Below are 24,079 nucleotides of genomic sequence, written 5' to 3'. Positions count from 1 at the left end.
CTGCGCTGGCAACCGCGACGCCTGCCCTCATTCTTGTACAGGGGACAGGCAGGAATGCCTGTAGCAGAGTGGTGGTCCGTTAGGGCCGAGCAATAGAATACCGAACGGTTTCTATCGTCATCCATGACAAAGTCAGCACAGCGTTCGGCGGCGACGGCTGACACCGGGAACGGATTTATTCCAGTACTAAGGAGGGCGGTCTCAAGAATCAAGTGCAACACGTGATTTGAACGCTGCGATGTCCGCTTCCATTGCCTCGCTAGGCGTCTTCCAGCCAAGTGTCTGGCGAGGGCGAGTGTTCATCAGCAACGCGATGTGATTGAGGTATTCCTGGCTGACGGCGGATAGGTCCGCCCCCTTGGGCAGGAACTGGCGAAGTAGACCGTTGGTGTTCTCATTGCTTCCGCGCTGCCACGGTGCGTGCGGATCGGCAAACCACAGGTCGATGTTCAACCGTTCCATCAGCTCGGCATAGCGCGTCATTTCGGTGCCACGGTCATAGGTCAAGCTGGTTCGCATGGATGCGGGGAGCTTCTTCATCTGACGGGTGAAACCTTCCAGTGCGTCTGTGGCGGTGCAGCCGTCCATCCGGCACAGCACCACAAAACGCGTCTTGCGCTCCACCAGGGTGCCAGCACAGGAACGATTGAACGCTCCCTTGATCAAGTCACCTTCCCAATGTCCTGGGACCAACCGCTGTTGCACCTCTTCGGGTCGGTGCACGATCCGCGGTTCCTCAGGCACCCAGCTGCGTTTGGCGGCGGTCGTGCGCCGTGATCCCCGGGGCGGCCTGCGCTGGCGCAACGCCTCCACAAGCTCCTTTTTCAGGCCGCCGCGCGGGTGCGCGTAGATCGTGGCGTAGATGGTTTCGTGACTGACGCGCTGGGCAGGATCATCCGGGGACATGAGGAGCAGCTTGGCAGCAATCTGCTGGGGCGACCAGCGCCACAGCACCAGATGATCGCGCACCATCTGGAATAAATCCGTTCCCGGTGTCAGCCGTCGCCGCCGAACGCTGTGCTGACGTCCTGTCCGGTAACGCATGGCCGCCTCTCGAGCACGGTAGACCGTGGCTTGCTGCCTGGCCAGCTCCCTGCTCGATGTCGACGGGCTTCTATCCAGCAGCCTGGATATCGAGCGTAAGCTCTGACCACGTCGCGTTTCGATTTGGAGTACCGCGCGCTCTTCTGCGCTCAGGTGGAGATAGCTTCTTGACATGCATACACCCTACTGGCTGAGAGGGTGTTGCGCTTGGAAGTTGAGTCTAAGGAGTGTATTTGTGGATATGAATGGGAAGCTCGCTTCAATACGACTCTCTCTCAGCGTGCTGTTGATCGCAGCGTCGGGCAGTTGCATCGCCCAATCCGGCTATTTGTCGATTGGACAATTACGCATGTTCTCCCGCGCGAATTGCGCGACTGTCAACGAAAGCATCACATGGTCCCCCTCAGGCGCCATGTCATTGATGGAGACGCACTCTGTCGTAACCAACCCAGCTGGAAAAGCAGAGCATTTCGTAGACATCTCCAGCGGATTTCGTAGCCGAGCAGGCTGCTTTTTTTGCACGGCAGGCGGTTATATAGTCACTGGCGTACACTATATAGTCGACACCAGCGATCCAAGGGCTAGGATGTACTGTAATAGTAAATCGCCTTGTTTCAACAGTTATGCTTACGACTGCTGCCTTCCGGAGGGCTGGATGTGATGAATCCGATCATTCTTTCCGCACTGCTTGCCGCATCGGCCGCCATCTCGCAGGAGGTCATGACCCCCAACTACACGGCGCGGCACGCAGAGACAGGCCGCATGGCGAGCGCGCAATCGACAGCGCCTGCTTCCAGCATTTCCGCACCGGCTCCGATCCAGTCCAGCGCGCTTCCGACCAGCAAGGCGCTGGTCGAGCAGTTCGACCAGCTCGTTGAGGCCGCCGCGCAGGTGAAAGCCACAAGCTACTTGGCGGTCGACGAGCATTATCTGCATGTTTCCGGATGCGACTATCACGCCCAGCATCCGCGTGGCGTGGCCAGAATCTCGGACGGAGCGTACAACAGTGTGTCGGTATTGCTGAAGTGCAGCGGTTTCATCATGCAGGTCGAGATCACCGACTTCACCCAACCCACCTCGCCGATGATGAAGTCCACGCTTCCCGGCGGCCGTAGCGTTGCGATCGCTGGCGCGCGCATGGTCAGCGCATTCGCGCACCTGATTACCCACATCACGCATCCAGCGTAGCAATCCGATAGGGCAGCGGTGGAGTGTGGAGGGAGGCGCAGATCAATCGTGGCACCAAGGCGGCCAGGTCGAAGCGTCGGTTGAAGCGATAGCAGAACTCGCTGAGGTAGCGCTGCAGGTACTTTGGGCGCAAGGCGTGATAGGTGCCATGCAAGGCGTTCTTGATGTTGCCCAGGAGGGTGTTGACCCAGATAAGCGCCGGCTCTGTGGGCACTCGCCGGCCGCGGTTGAAGATGGCGGTATGGTGGCATCCGGCCAGGGCCACGCCTGGGAAGCAGCTCAGGCCATCGGAAACAACGCGACTGCCTGGGGCGACATAGCGGCTTGCCCAGCGGGTCAGTTCGGCCTTGCGAAAACCGGCCACCACATCCAGGCGCATGGCGACAGGATGTCCCTGCGCAGAGCACTGAACGGCGGCCACAAACGGGGTCTTGCCCGGACTGCCACGGCCGGCCCCGCCGCCGTGGCGCTCTCCGCCCCAAAAGGCGTCGTCCACCTGTATATCCCCGCTCAACTGATGGGAGGCTTCGCGTTCGACCATGGCTTGCATCAATTTGTGTTTGATCAGCCAGGCGGTGTTGTAGCTCACTCCAAGTTGCCGGCGCAGCGCCAACGCCGAGATGCCGTTCTTGTGCTGGCTGAGGAGGTAGATCGCCAGGAACCAGGTGCGCAACGGCAGCTTGGTATCAGCGAACAAGGTGCCGCGCGTCAAGGAGGTCTGATGTTTGCAGCGATTGCATTGGAGCAGATCGCGGCTGTGCAACTGGCAAGACCGCCGATGTCCACACGCTGGGCAAAAGAAGCCTTGCGGCCACCGTTGTTCAAAGACGGCTTGCCGGCATTGCGCTTCGTTCCCATAGGACCGCAGGAACGCCGGCAGGCTCATGCCCGCCTGGAACTGGATCAGGTTCTTCTTGGCCATCGTCGCATCGCCTCTGTCGAATCAGCGGCTTGCAGCATTGACCAGCCCCGAATCAAGGGATGCGACTGATGGGTAATCAGGTTCGCGCAAACCCCGGATGGCCGCATCCGTCAGGACCACTCCGCACTGGGCACGTCGATGACTGTCAACGCGCTCGTCCAATCGCAACGACCTGTCTTTCAGGAAGAGGCCAGATCGACGGCACTGGCGGCAATCACGCGCGTGCTTGCCCATCCTCCCAGGATCCGGCCTTGAGTCGCGCCGCCTTCTCGGACGCGAGAGGGCGGCTTTGGGGAAAGCGGCGCCATTTGGAGCGGCTAGCAAAACCCTGGAAAGAGCCGTAGGCAGGTGATGGAGCACGCAAGAGGCAGCCGCGCCAGGTGGACATCGATGCGTCGTTCGAAGCGGACGTGCAGCTTGTCCATGCCAGCGAACCAGGCATGGGTGCGCTCGACGACCCAGCGATGACGACCCAAACGATCGTTGCGTTCGATGCCCTTGCAGCGATCCTCCCTCGGTGCTTGAAATGGTCGGGGCAGCAGTCGATGTCAGAGGAACCGCTGACGCAGAGGATCAACGCCGCCCGGGCAGTGAAGGCGGTCGATGCACGCGAGCTATCGCGGGTGATCGTGGACAGCAAGATGCAGGAGAACGATCCCCATCCGACCGACAGCCGGCTGCGATAGGTGGCGCAGCGCCAGCTGCTGCTGTTGTTGTGCAAGCAGTACGGTCTGAGGCTTCGGCAGAGCTGTGAACGCGGAGGGCCGGGCTGAGCCGGCAGGCCGGCTGCTACGCCCGCGCACGCCAGTTCAAGCGGATGCGGCGGGCGCTGCGCCGGCAGCGCACGCTGCCGGGACGAGTGATCCGGGACATCGCACGGAAGCTGGACATGGTCGATGAGGCGGCGCGGCAACCGATGCAGATGTGGCGGGAGCGTGCCGAGCGGATCTGGCGCCAACGTCCTCAGGACAAGCACAAGCTGTATGCGCTGCACGCGCCGAGGGCAGCCTGCCATTGCAGACTGCGATATCGCGCGGTGTGGTGGGCACCGCGTTCGACTCGGTGCCTTGGTTGCAGGCGTTACCGCGGCCTGATGTCCAGCCACGACCAGGAATGCGGCAGCGCAGTCGCCCGTTTCATCGCTGCGGCGCTGCTGCCCGGCATTGGCTGCCCGGTCCCGGTTGGAGCGGTTGGAATCGACATTTGCACCTGCGCATACAGAATCAGACCGCCACCGCTTCAACGGACGCCGGCCGTGGCCGCACTTCCTGCACGATCCGGCCCTGCTCCATCACCAGCACGCGGTCGGCGCTGGCAATCGTCTCCGGCCGATGTGCCACGATCACCTTGGTGAGCTTCAATTGCTTCACCGCCTCGTTCACCAGGCGCTCGCGCATCACGTCCAAATGGCTTGTGGCCTCGTCCAGGAACAACAGCGTCGGCTGCCGGTACAGCGCCCGCGCCAGGATCACCCGCTGCTTCTGGCCGCCGGACAGCGAACTGCCCATATCGCCGATCAGACTGTGGTAGCCCATCGGCATCGCGGCGATGTCCTCGTGCACCGCCGCCAGCCGCGCCGCCGCCTCGATCCGCTGCAGGTCGAAGTCCGGATCGAAGAAGCCGATGTTGTCGGCGATGCTGCCGGCGAACAACTGGTCGTCCTGCATCACCGCGCCGACGATCTTGCGCACGTTGCGCGGGCCGAGCTTATGCAGATCGTGGCCGCCGATGCGGATCGCGCCTTCGGTTGGCTTGAGCAGCCCAAGCAACAGCTTCACTAGCGTGGTCTTGCCGCAGCCGGAGGCGCCGACGATCGCCACCGACTCACCCGGCTCGATCGCGAAACTACAGTCCTTGAGCACCCATGGCTCGCCCTCGGCATAGCGGAACGACAGCCCCTCGACCTCGATGCGCGGCTCGGCCGGCGGCAGCGCCTCGTGCAGCGCCTCGTCATCTTCCGGCGGCGTCAGTACGATGTCGGCCAGGCGCTCGCCATGCAGACGCAGCATGCGAAACTCGATCCACTTGTCGATCAGCCCGCTCACGCGCATGGCGAACTGGTCCTTGTAGGCCAGATAGGCGACCAGCATGCCGACCGAGAACACGCTGTCCAGCGCCAGCGTCGCGCCGATCCAGATCACCGCGATCCGCTCGATGCCGAATAGCAACTGGCTGGCACTGGAGAAGCCCAGCGACATCCGGGCCAGCTTCACGTCCTGGTTGACGGTGTCGTTGAGCAGGTTGTCGTAGGTGGAGCGGCGCAGCGATTCCTCACCGGCCACCTTCAGGCTCTGCATGCCACGCAGCGATTCCAGCAGATGAGTCTGCTGCCTGGCGGCGGCGACCAGTTGCTGCTCGGTGCCATCGCGCACCGGCCGGTAGGCCATCGCGCGAATACCCAGATACAGCGCCACCGCCAGCAACGTCACCAGCGCCAGCTTCCAACTGTAGATCAACATCAGTGCCAGCGTGACCACCGCCATCAGTCCGTCGATGATCGCTTCGACGAAGCTGGTGGTAAGCGTGTGCTGGATCGCCTGCACCGAGGCCATGCGCGAGGTCACATCGCCCAGGTGGCGTTTCTCGAAGAAGTCCAGCGGCAGCCTGAGCAAGTGCGCGAACACATTGCCCATCCACTGCAATCCGAGCTTCGAAGACAGGTAGACCACCGACCACCCGCGCAACAGCCCGATCCCCACCTGCAGTAACAACGCAAGACCGAATCCAAGGCCCAGCACCACCAGCAGGTCGCGGTCGGCCGAGACCAGCACCTGGTCCACCACCCACTGCATGTAGAACGGCGCCAGGACGACGAACACCTGCAGTGCTGCGGACAGCAGCAGAATCTGCGATAGCGCGTGCCACAAACCGCGGATCGGACCGGTCAACTGACGCGCCGAAATCGAGGGAACCGCCTTCTGTGGCGTGAACCCGGCGGTTGGCGTCAGTTCGAGCGCCACACCGGTGAAATGCCTGGACACCTCGTCGAGCGACAGTTTCCGCTCGCCGATGGCCGGATCGAGAATCGTGGCGTTCGACTTGCCGACCCTGGCCAGCACCACGAAGTGGTTGAGGTCCCAGTGCAGGATGCAGGGCAGCTTGAGCTGGCCCAGGTGCTCCATATCCAGACGCAGTGGCCGGGTGGAGAAGCCGAGTTGCTGGGCGATATGGATCAGGTGGTTGAGTTTGGCCCCTTTCAACGACAGTGGAAAGCGGCGGCGCATTTCCGGCAGGCCGACGTGAAGGTTGTAGGCACCCGCCACCATCGCCAACGACGCCAGGCCGCACTCGGCGGCTTCGTTCTGCAAGCAGGCGTCCATCAGCCGGCCGCGTAATAGTTGCGACTGAGCACTGCCTTAATGCTCCAACACGAACGATGATTTCACCCCAGCTTTCTTCATTGCATCCACAATCATTTCATCCGTGTATCCAGGACAATACTCAGCTCCAGCAACCCCATATTTCTGCAACGTGCCACCCTGAGGGATCCAGACAGACGGGGTGCTGGTGTAGGAGTACTCTCCCGTCTTCTCGTCGAGCGTATATTCATCCGCCTTTCCGGAACTCATTTTTACCTGCTGACCCGCATGCTCCAACATCGCGTAGTTCACTCCAGCACGACTGTAGAAAGCACGCTCGTCCGCGTGAAACTTGTCCAGCCAACTGCGATATTTCTCCACCAATGCGCCAGGAGCTCCTTCCGCCGCCAGCGAAACCGCTCCTTCGCTCCCAGTTGGCAGCGTCCCATGCCACCCGAGAACAGCTCCGCAATCGACCTTCAGCGAAGAAGCGGCCACCGCGATGTAGCTGGCACACGCCGATAGGCACACCCCATTCACCCTCACTTCGATGGGCCGTCGCCGAACGATGTCTTCGGCAATCTTCAGCGCAACGCGTGGGAAACCCCCTCCGCTATGAACGACAATTTTCGAATAACCGCCCGTTGCCGCCTTAAAATATTCCACATCGGAATTCGCGTCGATATCGCCACTCAACTCTATGAGATCGGGCGATATTCGCTTCCAGCCTGCATGAGCATCTCCACAAAAAAAAAAACGATCGAAAGAAAAGCAACGGCCAGAGTTGCGATACGAATCATCCGCGAATTACTCCATTCTATTTTCGTAAAATGAGGCCTCGACATTGAACCGAGGCCTCATTAAAAATCAGAATCAGGCCTTAGCATGACATTCGTACGTCTTGGTTGTCGTCGTGCTTCCATCTGCGTTCTTTGTGACCGTCTTGGTATATGAGCAGCCGGCCTCAAGCCCGCCAGTAACAGCAACGGTTTCTTCAAATTTCAACTCACGCATAGATCACCTCTCACAGTCGCTATGACGCATACCCTGCGCCGGGGAAGAACCGACATACGCCTCAAAAAACTAACGCCGAACTTCCATTCACAATACATCGATTTATTTGATGGCCGACTGAGCATTTAAGAAAATCCGCATACGGCGAGATATGATTCATCAACATCGGATTAAAACCGCCGATACGCACTCAACAGCGTTCGCATCAAATCATCGCACCTTCATGCTTTAGGCTGTACTGCGTCTCCAAGGGCAATTCCGGAAGCGTGAACGGGGCGGGAGGAGAAGCCGAGTTTGCTGGGCGATATGGATCAGGTGGCTGAGTTTGGCGCCTTTCAGCGACAGTGGAAAGCGGCCGCGCATTTCAGACAGGCCCAGCGCTTTTCCATGCCAGCCTGAGACCATGGCCAGGGAGGCAAGTCCGCACTCGGACATTTCATTCTGGACGATGATTCTCAAATTTAACTGCTCGCTTGCTTGAGGCCGTAGTAGATGCCCACTCCCCCCCAAGGAAGATACCGGCGGCGTGGGCAGCCGACGCTGTATTTTCTGAAATGACCTCTGACGCAAATATTCCAAGCACAGTCAGATTTAAGATCAACAACCAAAAGCCTTTTGGAAACAACTGGCGCTTGACCACCCCCGCCGAGATCAGTGCGCCAAACAATGCATAGACCCCACCTGATACCCCCCCATAATTATCAAAGTCCCCTCCCCCAAATTTCATCTGCGCGAGTGCAGCACAAGCATTTCCGATAATAAAAACTAAAAATACCGATCTTCCAAACAAAGCAAACGCCAGAGTCCCCGCGAACAGCAGAAGCATTACGTTATTCAAGTAATGAAACATCGAATAGTGCAAGTACGGACCGGTTATAATCCTCCAATACTGCCCAGCACTCACATCAGCGTACATAAAGCCAAAGTTATGGAATAGTGAATCCATACTCCCAAGGTGTTGCAGCAACAGCCATTGCAGTACACCCATGCCAAGTGCGATGACAAGCCAAACAAGGAATCCAAGTCTGGCTGACGAATCGACCTTAAGCCAACGAAAAAAAAGTGCCCTCTCAGTCAAGCGCTCGCGGTTCCGCAATCCAAGATAGTAGTCAAGAGCGATGGTCGCCCCGAGTGCAATCGCCATTAGTCCGATCAAAAAAACAGAGGATGTTGGATCAGCTGCAGAAGTACACAGTAGAACGACTCCGCACGCCGCAAGCGCAATAATCATGTTGCGGCAGTTGTTTCGAACGGTTCTAAGCGCAACAGCCTCAAATTCCGAGATAAGCACAGGAGGTAGAAACCGCTTTTCTCCCGGAGCCCCGATAAGTAGAGGATTTGCCGGCAGCCAACGCGCAACGAGAGATGCAATCTCGGAGTAGCTTGCATCGATCTGTTTGCGCGCCTTGAAAACAGACCACCCCTCTCCCTCCTTCGATGGAAGTATGTCGATGTCGTTCCACCTGCGACTCGCAATCACTATCTATACTCTCTTGTCCAGAGGGAGACCTGCGTATTTAAAGTCTTGCGCATACCATGCATTCACTTGGACTTGCAAGATAATTAAAAATCTTGGCGCTATTTCAATTTGCCCGCGTTGCTCGCCGAATCGATAGACTTCCAAACCCTGTAGGCGACAAATAATGAAATAAATCCAATCAGCATCAATAAATAGTCCGACCTTTCAAATCCGGACTTAAAAACGATAGCTCCAAGAATAATTATATACAGTGCACATGCAAAAGCCAGTTTCATGAGTGTACTCCCATGTAAGCCCGCCCGTAAAACGGGCAGGCGGCCTTCATTTAAATCAAAATGTGTCGTAGAACCCCTGCAAGAAACCCTTCAGAAAACTTGCAGCTTCCCTCGAGCCTCCAATCAACTCATTACCCGAAATCGGTGGAGCGCCAGCAGTTCCAACTCCACCAAAAACTGCATCAACGTCTAAATTATTCATTTCTTTCATAATTCCCCCTATCAAGCCGAAATCAGGAGAGCATAGAGCCCCGCAACAGTACCAACCGCGATAATGGTCTTGGCGACAAATTGCCCAGTGGCATATCCAGCACTATATGATGTCCCACCATCGACTTCATTCAGTTCGTTCATAGTCAACTCCCGCATTTCCCTATCTCCTTTGAAGTGTTGGCACAGCACCCCTGCGCCTTGGGGCCGGGAACCCACCCGGCAATCTCTACCTCACAGGATCAGTCGCTTCCAACCTTTCCTTTGAGCGCATACAACGGCTCGAACACCCATTCGATCAGCCTCCGCTTCTCCCCCAGGATGTCCGCATCGAGCAACATTCCGGGTTTCAAGGGTTCCGACCTGCCATAGGCGGTGATCGCCTGCCGCGCCAGCGCCACCGTCACCCGGTAGTACGCTTCGCCCTGCTGCGCATCGCCGATCGATGCACCGCGTTCGCCACGGCTCAACGCGCTGCGGCTGATCCGCGCCACCTTGCCCCGCTGGTGGCCGAACTTCTGGTACGGATATGCCTGATAGCGCAGCGTCACCGCATCCCCCGGCGCGACGAAACCGATGGCGCGGCTGGGCACCAGCAGTTCGGCCTCCAGTTCGCCGTCGTCCGGCAGCAGGCTCAGCAGCGGCTGCCCGGCCTGTACCGCCTGTCCAGGCTTGACGTTCTGCGTCGCCACCATGCCGGCAATCGGCGCCACCACCGCCAGCGCACCGCGCGCCTCGGTCTCCACCTGTTCCTACTCCAACTGCGCCAGATCGCGTTGGTAGCCGGCCTGCGCCGACCGGCGCTGCGCCGGCAGTTCCCTCAGCGCCTGCTGCAATTGCACGATGGTCCGCCGGGTGGCGATCGCCTGCCGCTGCATCGCCTGCATCTGGCTGGTGTATTCGAGCACGGACGATTCCTGCTGCTTGATCTGCAGCACGCTGACATAGCGCACGTCCTCCAGACGGCGCAGGCGCTCCAGCGTCTCCCCGGCGATGCGGACCTGCTCCCGGCGCGTGGCGGTCTCGGTGTCCATCTGCGCCAGTTCGCTCCTGGCTGCCGCCAATTGTGCGGCCAGCCCTCCGTCCTGGACGGACAGCGCGTCCAACTCGGCCGCGCGGGCGGCGACAAGCCCCTCGCGGCGCTGCCCCAACCGCCGTTCCAGCGCCGCCACGGTATCGCCGCTGGCCACGGTGGCACGCGGCACGCTGACCAACGCCAGGGCCTGCCCGGTCGCCACCTTGTCGCCTTCGGACACCTGCATGCGCCCGACCACGCCGCTGGCCGGTGCCAGGACCGTGGCCAGCCCCCTGGCCGGCTGCAATTGCCCGATCACGCTGGAGCGGCGGGTATAGGTCGCCAGGCACAGAAACAGCACCACGGCCGAGGCCACCGCGCTCGCTGCCACGGTCAACAGCCACGCCTTCGGTGGCTGGGTCAGCGACACCCCGCCCAGCCAACTGGTACGCCTGGCTTGGAGCACTTACGTGCGGAACAGTCCTGGTGACATCCTGATCCCCCGCCGACCTCTTGTCAGTCTATGGAAAGAGATTTATCACAGGAAATAGGCACTTTTCAAGAGACCGCGGCAGGCCGCAATACAGGTCAATTTTCCTGGCCTGCTCTTGCTTGCAGGCGCTGCCACGACGGCATCGATTGCTTGGATGCCAGCGTTGTCGACCGAATGCTGCAATGTCGTCGGCAAAGACCGGAACCGGCGGCTGGCGATGGCGCCATGATGCGCAGGCGGAGGGGAACAGGTCATCATCCGCACTGCGGTGCGCCCGTTCTCCCCGAGGGTAGGGGCAGGGGAAAACTTCCAAAAAATAAAGGTGGAACTTCAGCCGTGCTTCTCCGCTTCTAGTGTGCAGTGCTCGAAATAACTTACCTGTGTACCACAAGCCAACATGTTGATATACATATATTCACCAGCAATCAACGGCTAGTTTTTTCGAAAACAGCACACTAGCTGCCTGCGGATCTTCGCGTCGACCGCGGCGATCGCGGTCATGTTCATCACCCGGCGCGAGGTGGCGCTGCTGGTGAGGACGTGCACCGGCTTGGAGATGCCCATCAGGATCGAGCCGATCGCCACGCCGCCGGTGAACACGCGTGCGCTCTTGCGGCTTGTAGCGGGGCATGGGCAATCCCGGTTGTCTCGACCTGTTGAATTTACCGTCGGAGATCGGATATGGATCCGTTTTTAAAGTCTCAACTTAAACTTACGGCATTCCAAAGAGCAGAAAATTTGGCTATATCTGGTCATCAGGCCCCTTGATAATCCTTGGCTGCACCGCGGCAACCAAAACCCCGTAAACCAAAGAGCCCAAGACTGCACAGACAATACTAATTCCAAATTTATTTGGATCCAGCAATGTCCAAACAATAGTGACAAAAAGCCCCCATGTTATGAAGAAGTTCAGTGCATACACAAAACAGCGCAGTCCGAAGGAACGACGCATAGAATCAGCCGAGATTGGGCGGCCAACCTTTACAAACAACCACATTGCGATAGCCGGGTCTCGGAAAATCATGCAAGCACCTTCATTTTGAGAATCCAATAGAAAGCGCCGCTTGAACAAGCGGCGCCTCAACTCGTCAACTCAATTATGCGCCGCGATATCCGACGATCGCGCCAGCAATCAAGCCAACCGCAGCGCCAGCCGGACCACCCATAATTGCACCAGCAGCCGTGCCCACCATCATATCTCGAAACTGAAGTTGAACATTTTTAGAGTAGATGCCATCACCACTACTGACCTGGCTAACCTCAAATCCCTTCAATTCGCGCATACTGTTTCCTTCCAGTTTTAAGTTGAGCAGCTTAATTCCGACAGCCAAGAGCTACCCCTTCATGAAGAGCAGCCAACAATTGCCCCCCTCTACGAAGATAATTCTGGACACAGTTGATTACTAGGCGCCGGACCAACCATTGCGGTCTGTCGCCATAATCACACCTCAACGTTTTTCTGCTTCCAGCTGCTTGCGGATCTGGGCGTCGACCGCGGCGATCGCGGTCATGTTCATCACCCGGCGCGAAGTGGCGCTGCTGGTGAGGATGTGTACCGACTTGGAGATGCCCATCAGGATCGGGCCGATCGCCACGCCGTCGGTGAACACGCGCACCAGGTTGTAGGCGATGTTGGCCGCTTCCAGGTTCGGCAGCACGAACAGGTTGGCGCGGCCCTTCAGCGTGCTGTTGGGCATGATCTGCTTGCGCAGCGTCTCGTCCCAGGCGGTGTCGCCCTGCATCTCGCCGTCGATGTTGAGCTCGGGCTTGCGCTTGAGCAGCGCCTCGCGCACCTGGCGCATCTTCAGCGCATCGCGCGAGTCGTGGCTGCCGAAGTTGGAATGCGACAGCAGCGCGATGTTCGGCTCGATGCCGAACAGCTTCAGCCGGTATGCGGCCTGCAGCGTGGCCTCGACGATCTGCTCCGCGCTCGGATCTTCCTGCACGTGCGTGTCCAGGAAGAAGAACGCGCCCTGTGGGTTGATCACCCCGGTCATCGCCGAGGTCGAGCTGACCCGCGGCTCCAGCGGGATCACGCTGCGCGCGTAGCCGAGCTTCTTGTGGAAGCGGCCGACCACGCCGGTCAGCAGCGCGTCGGCCTCGCCGCGCGCCACCATCACCGCGCCGATCAGGGTCGGACGCGAGCGCATCAGTTCCTTGGCGGCGCTGACGGTGACGCCGCGGCGCTCGGTCAGCGCGTGGTACTGCTGCCAGTAGTCGTTGAAGCGCGGGTCGTCGTGGATGTTGGTGACCTCGAAGTCCACGCCGGCGGCCAGGCGCAGCCCCATGCGCTCGATGCGCGCGTCGATCACGTCCGGGCGGCCGATCAGGATCGGGAACGCCAGGCCCTCGTCGACCACGTTCTGCACCGCGCGCAGCACCACTTCTTCCTCGCCCTCGGCGTAGACCACACGCTGCTTGTCGGCGCGCGCGCGGTCGTAGACCGGCTTCATCATCAGGCTGGTGCGGTAGACGAACTGGCTGAGCTTGTCGCGGTAGGATTCCATGTCGGCGATCGGGCGCGTGGCCACGCCCGAGTCCATCGCCGCCTGCGCCACCGCCGAGGACAGCTCGACCAGCAGGCGCGGGTCGAGTGGCCGCGGGATCAAGTACTCGGGGCCGAAGCTGGGGGTCTCGCCGCCGTAGGCCGCGCCCAGGTCCGAAGCTTCACGCCGCGCCATCGCCGCGATCGCCTTGACGCAGGCGATCTTCATCTCCTCGTTGATGCCGGTGGCGCCGACGTCGAGCGCGCCGCGGAACAGGTACGGGAAGCACAGCACATTGTTGATCTGGTTCGGGTAGTCCGAACGACCGGTGCCGATGATGCAGTCCGGGCGGATCGCCTTGGCGGCCTCCGGGGTGATCTCCGGGTTGGGGTTGGCCAGGGCGAAGATCACCGGCTGGCGCGCCATCGTGGCGACCATCTCCGGGGTGAGGATGCCCGCGGCCGACAGGCCGAGGAAGATGTCGGCGCCGTCCACGATCTCGGCCAGGGTGCGCTTGTCGGTGTCGCGCGCGTAGCGCCGCTTGTCCGGGTCCAGGTCGGTGCGGCCGGTGTGGATCACCCCATCGCGATCCAGCGCCAGGATGTTCTCCGGCTTCAGGCCCAGCGACACCAGCATGTTGACGCAGGAGATGCCCGCCGCGCCCATGCCGGTGGTGGCCAGCTTGACGTCTTCGATCTTCTTGCCGGTGACCACCAGCGCGTTGAGCACCGCGGCGCCGACGATGATCGCGGTGCCGTGCTGGTCGTCGTGGAACACCGGGATGTTCATGCGCTCGCGCAGCTTGCGCTCGACCACGAAGCATTCCGGCGCCTTGATGTCCTCGAGGTTGATGCCGCCGAAGGTCGGCTCCAGGCTGGCGATGATGTCCACCAGCTTGTCCGGGTCGTTCTCGTCGATCTCGATGTCGAACACGTCGATGCCGGCGAACTTCTGGAACAGCACGCCCTTGCCTTCCATCACCGGCTTGGACGCCAGCGGGCCGATGTTGCCCAGGCCCAGCACCGCGGTGCCGTTGGAGACCACCGCCACCAGGTTGCCGCGCGCGGTCAGTTCGCTGGCCTGCTGCGGATCGGCGACGATCGCCTCGCAGGCGAAGGCCACGCCCGGCGAGTACGCCAGCGACAGATCGCGCTGGGTGAGCATGGGCTTGGTCGCGGTGACCTTGATCTTGCCCGCCGGCTGCTGGCGGTGGTAGTCGAGGGCGGCCTGCTTGAAATCGTCGTTTGACATCGAGGCTTCTGTGGTCGAGAGGCGCGAGGACCCAGGATTCTACTCCTTGGACCAGGGCCGAGTCTGTCTAGCGGCTGTCGCCACGCAGGCCCGGGGCCGCAAACGCGACGCGCCGGCAAGGCCGGCGCGTGCGCAGCGGGGTGAAAACTCAGCGGATCGCGGCAGGCTCGACCGCGACCTCGGACAGCGCGTCTTCGCCGCCGTCCAGGGCGATACGCAGACGGTCGCGATCCAGCGCGTTCTCCCAGCGCGAGACCACCACGGTGGCCACCGCGTTGCCGATGAAGTTGGTCAGCGAGCGGCACTCGCTCATGAAGCGGTCCACGCCCAGGATCAGCGCCATGCCCGCCACCGGCACCTCCGGCACCACCGCCAGCGTCGCCGCCAGGGTGATGAAGCCGGCGCCGGTCACGCCCGCGGCGCCCTTGGAGCTGAGCATCGCCACCAGCAGCAGCGCGATCTGGTGGCCCAGGGTCAGTTCGGTGTTGGTCGCCTGGGCGATGAACAGCGCGGCCAGGGTCATGTAGATGTTGGTGCCGTCCAGGTTGAACGAGTAGCCGGTGGGCACCACCAACCCGACCACCGACTTCTCGCAGCCGGCCTTCTCCATCTTCTCCATCAGCGACGGCAGCGCCGATTCGGACGAGGAGGTGCCCAGCACCAGCAGCAGTTCCGCCTTCAGGTAGCGGATCAGCTTGAAGATCGAGAACCCGCACAGGTGCGCCACCGCGCCCAGGATCACCAGCACGAACAGCAGCGCGGTCACGTAGAACGAGCCCACCAGCCAGGCCAGGTTGATCAGCGACTGCACCCCGTACTTGCCGATGGTGAAGGCGATCGCGCCGAACGCGCCGATCGGCGCCGCGCGCATCAGGATGTGCACCAGCTTGAACACCGGTGCGACCAGCGCCTCCAGCAGGTTCAGCACCGGCCTGCCGCGCTCGCCGACCAGCGCCAGCGACACGCCGAACAGCACCGCCACGAACAGCACCTGCAGGATGTTGTCGCCGACGAACGGGCTGAGCAGGGTCTTGGGGATGATGTCCACCAGGAAGCCGACCAGGGTCAGCTCGTGCGACTTCTCCACGTAGCTGTGGACTGCGCTCTGGTTCAGGTCGGCCGCATTGATGTTCATGCCCGCGCCCGGCTGCACCACGTGCGCGACGACCATGCCGACCACCAGCGCCAGCGTGGAGAAGAACAGGAAGTAGATCATCGCCTTGCCGAACACCCGGCCCACCGTCTTCAGCTGGGTCATGCCGGCGATGCCGGTGACGATGGTCAGGAAGATCACCGGCGCGATGATCATCTTCACCAGCTTGATGAAGGCATCGCCCAGCGGCTTGAGCTTCTCGGCGAAGGCCGGTTCGAAGTGGCCGAGCAATGCGCCGAGCACGATGGCGACCACCACCTGGAAGTACAGCTGCCGGTAGAACGGCACGTGCCGATGCACGCCGCCGCCGGCCAGGGAAGTTGGGATATGCATGAGTGCGCTCCGGAGCAGATGTAGACCGGCAACCCGACGCAGGTCGCGGAATGCTGCCTTTGTACGCGGCGCCGGCTTCCAAGCAGATAACCTATTGGTACTAGTCCCATGGTCGCGGCGCTGCCGGTGCAGTTACAGTGTCCCCGCAGCGCACGGGAGGCAGGGGCGGCGCGCAGCGCCGGCCACGGGCATCGCTCCGTGCCGGCGCTGCCGTGCACCCCGCCCTGCTGCCGGCGCCACATGCGCATTCAGGGGGATGCGTTGCCGCGCGGCCGCCATACCGTTTTAAAGAAGCGCCGGATGCGTCCGCGATTGCTCGCGGGCGGCGCGTTGTCCCGGCGACACGCTGCACCGCCCGCGCAAACCTTGCCGTTCCCGTCAGTCGAGTGTCGGCGCGTTTTTTTCCTTCACCAATGAAGACATCACACCATGCGCCATACCCTTCTCTTCGCTGCGCTGTGCCTGACCGCCGCCGCTCCCGCCGCCGCCAGCCGGTTCGATGACTGGCCGACCAAGGTCGCCTTCAGCGACGGCACCGAATTGGCCGCCACCGCCAACTACGGCTACGACTGGAACAACTTCTCCGACGACGACCCGCGCCTGCAGGACGACAACGCGTTCCGGCGCAAGGAGTTCGGCGCCACGCTGAAGAAGAAGGGCGTGTACGACGCGATGGTGTACTTCGACTTCCAGTCCAAACTGTGGCTGGACGTGTTCTTCCGCTTCGAGACCAAGGCGCTGTTCGGCAGCGACTACGGCAAGATGCGGCTGGGCTACATCAAGGTCCCGGTCGGCCTGGAGGGCGTGACCAGTTCGCGCGCCGACACCTTCATGGAGACCGCGCTGCCGATCCAGGCGATCTACCAGGGCCGGCGCACCGGCGTGGAGTGGAGCTTCGAGCGCCCGCAGTACCTGCTGCAGGCCGGCGCCTACGGCGGCAAGGATCTGCAGGGCGACAACCCCGGCACCACCCAGGCGGTGCGCGGCGTATGGACCCCGTTCAAGGCCGACGGCGACGTGCTGCATCTGGGCCTGGCGTACTCGCAGGAAAACCCGCGCGGCTTCCACAACGGCCTGGACGTGAGCTTCAGCCCGCGGGTGCGCCTGCGCGCGCGCCCGGAAGCCGGCCTGACCGACGTGCGCCTGGTCGATTCGGGCACCCTGGTCGATGCCGACCAGGTGCGCCGCACCGGCCTGGAAGCGATCTGGATCAAGGGTCCGCTCTCGCTGCAGGGCGAAGCGCTGCGCGCCCAGGTCACCCGCGACAACGGCCGCCCCAACTATACCGCCGACGGCCAGTACGCCTTCGTCAGCTACGTGCTGACCGGCGAGTCGCGTCCGTACAACGCCGGCAACGTGGCCAACATCAAGCCTGCCAACGCCTATGGCGCGGTCGAGCTGCTGGCCCGCTACAGCCGCCTGGACCTGGACGATGGCAGCGTGCTCGGCGGCCGCCAGCACGACTGGACCTTCGGCGCGAACTGGTACCTGACCAGCCACTTCAAGTTCCAGGTCAACTACGTGCGCGCCGACGCCGAGCGCGCCGGCGTGCACACCAAGCCGAACTCGCTCGACGTGCGCGTGCAGGTCCAGTTCTGAGTCGTACGGCCTGACCGGCGCCCCGATCGGCGTTGCCCGATCGGGAGCGACTGCAATGGAAACCCGGATCGGCAGCGCCGCCCGCTCCGTACGGGCCGGCGTTGCCGATCCTCATCCGATGACCCGAACGCAATGGCCGGCCGCGCGCGCACCGGCTCCATAGAGGCCGCGCGCAACGCCGCCACGGCAGCGCGCCCGCCGCTGCCGCTAAGCTGGCGGGCATCGTCCCGACCGCGCCCCACTTTGCATGTATCCCGCCTCGCGCTATCGCCGCCTCGCCCTGCTCCTGCTCACCGTCCTCGGCGGCATGGCGCTGGCGATGCTGTCGGCCGGGCATTTCGCCGAACAGCGCGCGCTGCGCGACGAGAGCCGGCAGTTGCGCCAGCAGCTGGAGCTGTACGCGCAGACCCTGCAGCAGCGCATCGACCGCTACCGCACCCTGCCGCAAGTGCTGGCGCTGGACCCGGAACTGCGCAGCGCGCTGACCCGGCCGCTGGACCCGGCCGCGCACCAGCGGCTGAACCTGAAGCTGGAACGCGCCAACGACGTCACCCGCTCCTCGACGCTGACCCTGATCGACGCCGGCGGCGTCGCCGTGGCCGCCAGCAACTGGCGCCTGGCCAGCAGCAACGTCGGCGCCGACTACAGCTTCCGCCCCTACGTGAAGCAGGCGCTGGCACAGGGCAACGGTCGCTTCTACGGCATCGGCATGACCACCGGCGTGCCCGGCTATTTCCTGTCGCAGGCGATCGGCGACGATGCCGGCCGCACCCTCGGGGTGATCGTCGTCAAGATCGAGCTGGCCGCGCTGGAACGCGAATGGCTGCGGCTGCCCGACGTGGTGCTGGTCAGCGACCGCCACGGGGTGGTGTTCCTGTCCAGCCGCGACGCCTGGCGCTACCGCCAGTTGCAGCCGCTCAGCGCGCACCAGCGCGCGGATCTGCTCGCCACCCGCCAGTACGCCCGGCAGGCATTGCTGCCGGCGCAGCGGCGCAGCCTGGCCACACTGGACGACGGCGGCCAGGTGATGCGCATCGACACACCGGCGCAGCGGGAACCGCTGCTGTGGCAGAGCATGGCGCTGCCGGAGAGCGGCTGGCACCTGCACCTGCTGCACGACATCGGCGGCAGCCGTGCCGCCGGCCGCGCCGCCGCGCTGGCCGCGGCCGGCAGCTGGCTGGCGCTGGCGTCCCTGGGCCTGCTGTTCCAGCAGCGCCAGCGCCTGGCGCACCTGCGCCAGCGCAGTCGGCGCGAACTGGAATCGCTGCTGCAACAGCACGCGCAGGAGCTACGCACCGCGCAGGACGGCGTGGTGCAGGCCGCGCAACGGGCCGATACCGGCCTCAGCCGCAGCCTGGAGCATCTACCGCAGGGCGTGGTCATCATCGACGCGCAGCTGCGCCTGGTGGCGTGGAATTCGCGCTACCTGGAGATCTTCCGCTTCCCGCCGGACCTGATCCGTCTCGGCCGCCCGATCGAGGACGTGTTCCGCTACAACGCGCGCCGCGGCCTGCTCGGTCCCGGGCCGGTGGAGGCGGCGATCCAGCGCCGGCTCGACCATTTGCGCAGCGGCCGCCCGCACATGCGCGAGAGCGAGAAGAACCACGGCACGGTGCTGGAGATCCGCGGCAACCCGTTGCCCGACGGCGGCTTCGTCACCAGCTATGCCGACATCACCAGCTACAAGAACGCCGCGCGCGAACTGCGCTCGCTGGCCGACGCGCTCGAGCACCGCATCGCCGAGCGCACCCGCGACCTGGCCGATGCCAAGCGCGAGGCCGAGAGCGCCAACCGCTACAAGACCCGCTTCGTCGCCTCGGCGGTGCACGACCTGCTGCAGCCGCTCAATGCCGCGCGCATGTTCGTCTCGGCGCTGCGCGGCAGGCTGGACGACGGCGATGCGCGGCAGATCGCCGACCACGTCGACAACGCGCTGGTCGCGCAGGACGCGATCCTCAACAGCCTGCTGGACATCTCACGACTGGAATCGGGCACGCTGAAGACGCAGGTGCGCGACTTCGCGCTGGGTCCGCTGCTGCAGACCCTGGCGCACGAATTCGGCATCGTCGCCCAGGACCGCGGCCTGCGCCTGGACTACGTGCCCACCGGCGCCGCGGTGCGCAGCGACGAGACCCTGCTGCGGCGCATCCTGCAGAACTTCCTGTCCAACGCGGTGCGCTACACCCCGCGCGGCCGCGTGCTACTGGGCTGCCGCCGCGACGGCGACAGCCTGCGCATCGAGGTCCACGACCAGGGCCCGGGCATCCCCGAAGCGCTGCAGCAGGAGATCTTCGAGGAGTTCCGCCGCCTCGGCGACGGCGTCGCCCACGACCGCGGCGCCGGCCTGGGCCTGGCGATCGTGGAGCGCATCGGCCGCCTGCTCGGCCACCGCATCGGCCTGCGCTCGCAACTGGGCCGCGGCAGCGTGTTCGCGGTCACCGTGGCACTGGGCGACGCCCGCGCCGCGGCGCAGGCGCAGCCGCCGACCGCGGTGGCCAGCGACAACGGCGAGGACCCGATCCTGCACGGCTGCCGGGTGTGGTGCATCGACGACGATCCGGGCGTGTGCGAGGCCGGCCGCGCGCTGCTGGAACGCTGGACCTGCCGATTGGAACTGGCGGCGGGCCCCGAGGAGGCGCTGGCCGCGGCGCAGCCGGCGCAAGCGCCGGAGCTGGTGCTGCTGGACGTGCGCATGGGCGAGTGCGACGGGCCGGCCTTGTTCGCCCAATTGTGCGGGCGCTGGAACGCCGAGCCGCGGGTGATCCTGGTCACCGCCGAAGCGGATCCGGCGCTGCGCGTGCTGGCCCAGGAACGCGGCTGGGGCTTCCTGGCCAAACCGGTGCGCGCGCCGGCGCTGCGCGCGCTGATGACGCAGATGCTGCTGCGCCGCGGTTGAGCTGCTCTCGCGAAGCGGGAAGGGGGGAACAGCCGCGGTGCGCCTTAGCCCCTCTCCCACCGGGAGAGGAGTTGGGTGTGGCTGCGACGCGGCGTGCGCCGATGACGGAAATGCTGTTGCGGCGCGGCTAGAACATTTTCGACTCTGGTATTTGCAGCCAGCGGAGTGTTGTGGGAGCACTTGGATCGAACATGCTCTAACGACTGATTGCCGGCGCCTGATTCTGAGCCAGCGCCTCGTTCTGCACCTGTTGCGCGCGCGCCTGGGCCTGCTCGCGATCGATGCTTTCCAATTGCGCGAAGGACTGCGCCTGCGGCGTGCGCAGCGCCTCGTCGCTTGGCATGGCGGCGCGCAGGTGCGCCGGATCCTTCATTTCGCCCTGCACCACAAACGCGGTCCGCCCGGCATGCAGCTTTGCGGTCGGCTCGTTGAGCGCGACGCGATCGACCCGGCTCAATCCCTCGCGCTTGGCCGGCACCAGCAGGCTGGCGGTCATGCGCGCGCTGGATTCGTCCCAGCCACGGCCATGCTCGGCGTCCAGCTTCTGCACAGCGGACGTTATCTGCCGGTGCAACGCACGATCGGGGTGTCCGGGCTGCGACGGATCGGCGGCGTGCGGGGCCGCAGGCCCTTGCGCCGGGGGAGAAATGGATTGTCGTGCCGCCGCTTCGCGCTCGACGACCCGGCTATCCATGCTCGGCAGGACGGTGTCGTTGAGATGGCGCTGTATCGCTTCGGAACCCGACGGAAGCACGGCACCGGCGAACGCGCCGGTCTTGACGAGGTCCGGCATCCCCATGGCGCTGCCGAAGCGAAGCGCAGCGCTGCCGACGCCGGCCGTCGCCGCGCCATACATCGGACCGAGCGCCGGGGTGCGGTCCGCGGCGAAGGAGGCCGCCTGCCCGGCGCCATCCAGCCCTCGATCGAATTGCCTCGCGGCGTCGGCAATGCCGGCATGCTGCAATCCGCCGAGCAGTGCAGCACCGGCGCCGATCCTCGCCGCGTCGACCTGTGCCGCATGCCGGCGATCGGCAGCGGCGTGTGCGGCGTGTTGGCGAGCGCTGGCGCCGGCGTGTTGCAGACGCTCGGCCTGGTCCCCGAGTCCGCCCTGCAAGCGCTCCGGTAGGCGCTGCTGCGTGCCACGCAGCAGTTGCGCCCCCGGCGCTGCGGCGCGCGCTGCCATTGCCCGCGCACCTGCGCGGCGCCCGCCTCGGCCTCGCCGATCGCCAAACGCACGCCGGCGGCCTCCCCAGCGCGCGTGTGGCCTCGCGGGCCAGGTCCGCAGCATGCCCGCTGGCGTTGCGGAGCAGATCGCCGGAACCATCCAGGCAGCGCTCGGCGACCCGGCCCGCGGCGGCGACCGCATCGCCGGCGCGATGGCCCACATGCGCGCCGCGCATGGCCGCATGCAGGACGCCCAGCGGCGGCCCGGCGAAATCGCTCACCTCCTGCAGCGACGGCAGCCTGTGGCGATCGATCACCTACCCCTCCGCATCCACGGTCTTGGCCGCCAGCAGCGGCTGCACCCGCCCCGCCGCCAGCGGCAGTTCCTGCAGCAGCTTGGCCGTGTCGCCATCGGCCAGGCGATCGACGAACGCGTGCACCGCGCCCTGCGCCTGCACCGCCCCATCCAGCGCGCGCTTGAGCGCGGCGCGCCCTTCCGGCACCTCCTGCAGCAGTTCGCAGGTCTCGCGCATCGCCTCGTCCAGCTGCCGGCGGTGCAAGGCATCGAGCCGGTGGATGTTCTCCTGGATGCCGTCGTTCGGCAGTTCGCCGCTGACCGGGTAGGCGGTCACGCTGCGCTGGGCGTCGTAGACCCGCACGCCGGGGTTCTGCGCCGCGAAGCGCTGCGCGGTGAGCGGATGCAGGCCGGCGGCGTTGAAGGCGGTCGCCTGCGCGCCGGTCACCGCGGCGGCGGCCGAGGCCATGACGCCGCCCGAGGGAGTGGCCGGCGATGTCGAAGTCGATGCCGCGATCCTTCAATTGCAACCCTAGGGAAGCTCTGAACAACGTTCCAGACCACATACATTCCGGCATCTTGAACGCCAGGAACGCGTAAAGCGGGTTTGTCGGACGAGGTTTTGCGCTTTTCTGGCGACGTATCCCGCGCCAGGCAGCATTCCCCCCTGGCCGGCAGCAACTGCCGGCGCGCCATCCATCGATTGGAGAGCGCAAACAACGTCAGCACCTGCGCCGTGTTCTTGGCTAGGCCCCGATAGCGGACCTTGGTGTAACCGAACTGGCGTTTGATCACCCGGAATGGATGCTCCACCTTCGCGCGTACGCTGGCCTTGAAGTGTTCCCAACGCGTTTGCCGGGCACGCTCGCGTTGATTGCCGATGGCTTGGATCGTCGAGGGTCTGGCGGCAATGAAGAATGCTGCCTTGCAGTTTTGCAGTTCGTCGCGTTTGTCCGCACCGCTATCGCCGCTATCGCCGAACACGCTGTCTTCTTTGCCATGCAGCAAGGCGTGCTGGACCGGCCAGATTTCCGTAGACACTCAGTCGCCGCTCTGCGCGTAGCGCCTTTCAAACTCTACCGGTGACACGCCGCCAGCGGAACCATGCCGGCGGATCGGGTTGTAGAACATCTCGATATAGTCGAACACGTCCGATGCCGCCATGGCGCGTGTCGGGTAGATCCGACGCTTGATACGTTCCTTCTTCAAGACGCTGAAGAAGCTCTCGGCCACGGCGTTGTCATGGCAGTTCCCGCGTCGGCTCATGCTCGGCACCATCCGGTGCGCCTTCAGGAACGACTGCCAATCGCTGCTGGTGAACTGCCAGCCCTGGTCGGAGTGCACCATCACGCCAGGACCGGGCTTGCGCCGCCACGCCGCTGCCACCAGTGCCTGCAGCACCAGATCGCTGGTCATTGTCGAAGCGGTTGCCCAACCCACGATCTGGCGCCAATACAGCTCCATTACCGCTGCCAAGAACAGCCAGCCCTCGTAGGTGCGGAGATAGGTGATGTCCGTGACCCAGACCTTGTTCGGGGCCTGCGGAATGAAGTCCCGGTTGAGCACATTCGCCACCACGCCGACCGGACCTCCCCGCTAACGCGGCTTGCTGCCGTAGCCAACCTGCGCTCGCAAGCCTTCGGCCTTCATCAAGCGCCGCACCCGGTGACGGCTGCAACGCTCGCCGGCCTCACGCAGATCCAGGGTGAGCTTGCGATAGCCGTACACCGCGCCGCTGGCCAGCCAGTGGTGCTTGATCAGGCCCAGCAAGCGCTGGTCCTCGCGTTCGCGGACGCTGGTGCCGTTGCGCAGCCAGGCCTAGTAACCACTGCGATGCACGCCCAGCACCCGGCACATCGTCGCCAGACGAAACTCCCGGACGTGCGCACGCATGAACGCGTACTTCGCCCTTACCCCTTGGCAAAGTACGCGGCGGCTTTTTTTAGGGATAGTCTGATCAAC

At 63.7% G+C, this 24,079-nt stretch carries 15 protein-coding genes and 9 pseudogenes; 5 read left to right on the top strand and 19 right to left on the bottom strand.

The window, feature by feature from the left end; genetic code table 11:
• Positions 1-201: 201 nt before the first annotated feature.
• Positions 202-1,218, bottom strand: a complete 1,017-nt coding sequence (locus tag G4Q83_RS03255) for an IS30 family transposase (RefSeq protein ID WP_185817335.1) — start codon at positions 1,216-1,218, stop codon at positions 202-204.
• 486 nt (positions 1,219-1,704) lie between these two features.
• On the opposite strand from G4Q83_RS03255, the gene G4Q83_RS03250 reads away from it, so the two are divergent.
• Positions 1,705-2,232, top strand: coding sequence for a hypothetical protein (locus G4Q83_RS03250; RefSeq protein ID WP_128421997.1), 528 nt, complete (start codon positions 1,705-1,707; stop codon positions 2,230-2,232).
• Here G4Q83_RS03250 and G4Q83_RS03245 read toward each other — a convergent pair.
• Positions 2,216-3,154, bottom strand: a complete 939-nt coding sequence (locus G4Q83_RS03245; protein WP_128422000.1) for an IS1595 family transposase — start codon at positions 3,152-3,154, stop codon at positions 2,216-2,218. The two genes, G4Q83_RS03250 and G4Q83_RS03245, sit on opposite strands and share 17 nt — an antisense overlap.
• A 317-nt stretch (positions 3,155-3,471) precedes the next feature.
• Positions 3,472-3,704, bottom strand: a pseudogene (locus G4Q83_RS03240) (IS5/IS1182 family transposase); the annotation flags it as partial.
• On the opposite strand from G4Q83_RS03240, the pseudogene G4Q83_RS22910 reads away from it, so the two are divergent.
• Positions 3,700-4,166: pseudogene (locus G4Q83_RS22910) on the top strand (hypothetical protein); the annotation flags it as partial. The pseudogenes G4Q83_RS03240 and G4Q83_RS22910 overlap by 5 nt on opposite strands.
• 211 nt (positions 4,167-4,377) lie before the next feature.
• Here G4Q83_RS22910 and G4Q83_RS03235 read toward each other — a convergent pair.
• The 12 genes and pseudogenes from G4Q83_RS03235 to G4Q83_RS03185 all read right to left on the bottom strand — a co-directional run bounded on the left by G4Q83_RS03235 (position 4,378) and on the right by G4Q83_RS03185 (position 16,163).
• Positions 4,378-6,474 (bottom strand): peptidase domain-containing ABC transporter, encoded by a 2,097-nt coding sequence (locus G4Q83_RS03235; protein ID WP_128421861.1) that lies wholly within the window; start codon positions 6,472-6,474, stop codon positions 4,378-4,380.
• Between the two features lie 36 nt (positions 6,475-6,510).
• A complete protein-coding gene (locus tag G4Q83_RS03230) occupies positions 6,511-7,149 on the bottom strand; it encodes a hypothetical protein (RefSeq protein ID WP_246432259.1) in 639 nt (212 codons plus the stop codon).
• A 587-nt stretch (positions 7,150-7,736) separates the two neighbouring features.
• Positions 7,737-7,926, bottom strand: a pseudogene (locus tag G4Q83_RS24425) (cysteine peptidase family C39 domain-containing protein); the annotation flags it as partial.
• Positions 7,904-8,947: a rhomboid family intramembrane serine protease gene (locus G4Q83_RS03220; protein ID WP_185817334.1), complete on the bottom strand. Its 1,044-nt coding sequence runs from the start codon at positions 8,945-8,947 to the stop codon at positions 7,904-7,906. The gene G4Q83_RS03220 and the pseudogene G4Q83_RS24425, both read right to left, overlap by 23 nt.
• A gap of 330 nt (positions 8,948-9,277) precedes the next feature.
• Positions 9,278-9,433, bottom strand: coding sequence for a hypothetical protein (locus G4Q83_RS03215; protein WP_158255062.1), 156 nt, complete (start codon positions 9,431-9,433; stop codon positions 9,278-9,280).
• Positions 9,434-9,444: 11 nt separating this feature from the next.
• Complete coding sequence (locus tag G4Q83_RS23995) at positions 9,445-9,576, bottom strand: hypothetical protein (protein ID WP_281401988.1); 132 nt, start codon at positions 9,574-9,576, stop codon at positions 9,445-9,447.
• A gap of 98 nt (positions 9,577-9,674) precedes the next feature.
• A pseudogene (locus G4Q83_RS03210) lies at positions 9,675-10,913 on the bottom strand (HlyD family secretion protein).
• A gap of 459 nt (positions 10,914-11,372) precedes the next feature.
• Positions 11,373-11,543: pseudogene (locus G4Q83_RS03205) on the bottom strand (phosphate acyltransferase); the annotation flags it as partial.
• Between the two features lie 139 nt (positions 11,544-11,682).
• Entirely contained in the window at positions 11,683-12,012 is a 330-nt protein-coding gene (locus G4Q83_RS03200; protein ID WP_128421315.1) for a hypothetical protein, read from the bottom strand.
• Positions 12,013-12,037: 25 nt separating this feature from the next.
• Entirely contained in the window at positions 12,038-12,271 is a 234-nt protein-coding gene (locus G4Q83_RS03195; RefSeq protein ID WP_128421314.1) for a Blp family class II bacteriocin, read from the bottom strand.
• A 117-nt stretch (positions 12,272-12,388) separates the two neighbouring features.
• Entirely contained in the window at positions 12,389-14,677 is a 2,289-nt protein-coding gene (locus G4Q83_RS03190; protein WP_128421313.1) for an NADP-dependent malic enzyme, read from the bottom strand.
• 148 nt (positions 14,678-14,825) lie between these two features.
• Entirely contained in the window at positions 14,826-16,163 is a 1,338-nt protein-coding gene (locus G4Q83_RS03185; RefSeq protein ID WP_128421312.1) for a dicarboxylate/amino acid:cation symporter, read from the bottom strand.
• Between the two features lie 429 nt (positions 16,164-16,592).
• Between G4Q83_RS03185 and G4Q83_RS03180 the strand changes: the two genes are divergently transcribed.
• From G4Q83_RS03180 to G4Q83_RS03175, 3 genes and pseudogenes are all read left to right on the top strand, one after another.
• The gene (locus tag G4Q83_RS03180) at positions 16,593-17,762 is read left to right on the top strand and encodes an OprO/OprP family phosphate-selective porin (RefSeq protein WP_128421311.1); all 1,170 of its coding nucleotides are present in this window, start codon (positions 16,593-16,595) and stop codon (positions 17,760-17,762) included.
• Positions 17,763-18,009: 247 nt separating this feature from the next.
• A pseudogene (locus G4Q83_RS24420) lies at positions 18,010-18,757 on the top strand (PDC sensor domain-containing protein); the annotation flags it as partial.
• A 65-nt stretch (positions 18,758-18,822) separates the two neighbouring features.
• Positions 18,823-20,658, top strand: a pseudogene (locus G4Q83_RS03175) (hybrid sensor histidine kinase/response regulator); the annotation flags it as partial.
• A gap of 196 nt (positions 20,659-20,854) precedes the next feature.
• Here G4Q83_RS03175 and G4Q83_RS22905 read toward each other — a convergent pair.
• The 4 genes and pseudogenes from G4Q83_RS22905 to G4Q83_RS03155 form a co-directional block, all read right to left on the bottom strand.
• Positions 20,855-21,841, bottom strand: a complete 987-nt coding sequence (locus tag G4Q83_RS22905; RefSeq protein ID WP_246432258.1) for an XVIPCD domain-containing protein — start codon at positions 21,839-21,841, stop codon at positions 20,855-20,857.
• 298 nt (positions 21,842-22,139) lie between these two features.
• Positions 22,140-22,586, bottom strand: coding sequence for a Tle-like phospholipase domain-containing protein (locus tag G4Q83_RS03165; protein ID WP_128421309.1), 447 nt, complete (start codon positions 22,584-22,586; stop codon positions 22,140-22,142).
• 194 nt (positions 22,587-22,780) lie between these two features.
• Positions 22,781-23,137, bottom strand: a pseudogene (locus G4Q83_RS03160) (transposase); the annotation flags it as partial.
• A gap of 21 nt (positions 23,138-23,158) precedes the next feature.
• Positions 23,159-24,076: pseudogene (locus tag G4Q83_RS03155) on the bottom strand (IS3 family transposase); the annotation flags it as partial.
• Between the last annotated feature and the right edge of the window lie 3 nt (positions 24,077-24,079).

The organism is Xanthomonas theicola (genome assembly GCF_014236795.1).
Classification (GTDB): domain Bacteria; phylum Pseudomonadota; class Gammaproteobacteria; order Xanthomonadales; family Xanthomonadaceae; genus Xanthomonas_A; species Xanthomonas_A theicola.
The sequence above is the reverse complement of the archived record's forward strand: the minus strand, read 5'-3'. Positions and strand labels throughout refer to the sequence as shown.